This window comes from Lysinibacillus sp. GbtcB16 (assembly GCF_019091145.1).
In the GTDB taxonomy this organism is placed as follows: Bacteria; Bacillota; Bacilli; order Bacillales_A; family Planococcaceae; genus Lysinibacillus; species Lysinibacillus fusiformis.
Genome location: NZ_JAGXJV010000294.1, coordinates 1 through 279 on the forward strand (window position 1 = coordinate 1; position 279 = coordinate 279).

Consider the following 279-nt stretch of genomic DNA (forward strand, 5'->3'; position numbering starts at 1 on the left):
CTCATTAAAGTTTTACTTTATCATATTGTATGAATGAAAAGGAGGTAAGACGGTGAAAGCAATCCCGACTGATGTCCTGAGTAAAGAATTGATGGAAAGAGAAGGAGTTATATCTATTACAGTGAAGGAATTTGAAAAAATAGAAGTAGCTGGAGTAGTGGTCGCTGGTCCAGCGGTTATTTTGATTAATCAAGATTAAGTACATATTTTTGAAATAAAAAGCATCCGTCTAGGATGCTTTTTATTTGTATGTAAGGATAAATATGATGGATAATTGTG

Annotated in this window: 1 protein-coding gene; it reads left to right on the plus strand. The window is 33.0% G+C overall.

Features of this window, described 5'->3' with window-relative positions:
- Positions 1 to 52: 52 nt before the first annotated feature.
- The gene (locus KVT27_RS24310; protein ID WP_000644411.1) at positions 53 to 199 is read left to right on the plus strand and encodes a BC1881 family protein; all 147 of its coding nucleotides are present in this window, start codon (positions 53 to 55) and stop codon (positions 197 to 199) included.
- The last annotated feature ends 80 nt before the right edge of the window (positions 200 to 279 follow it).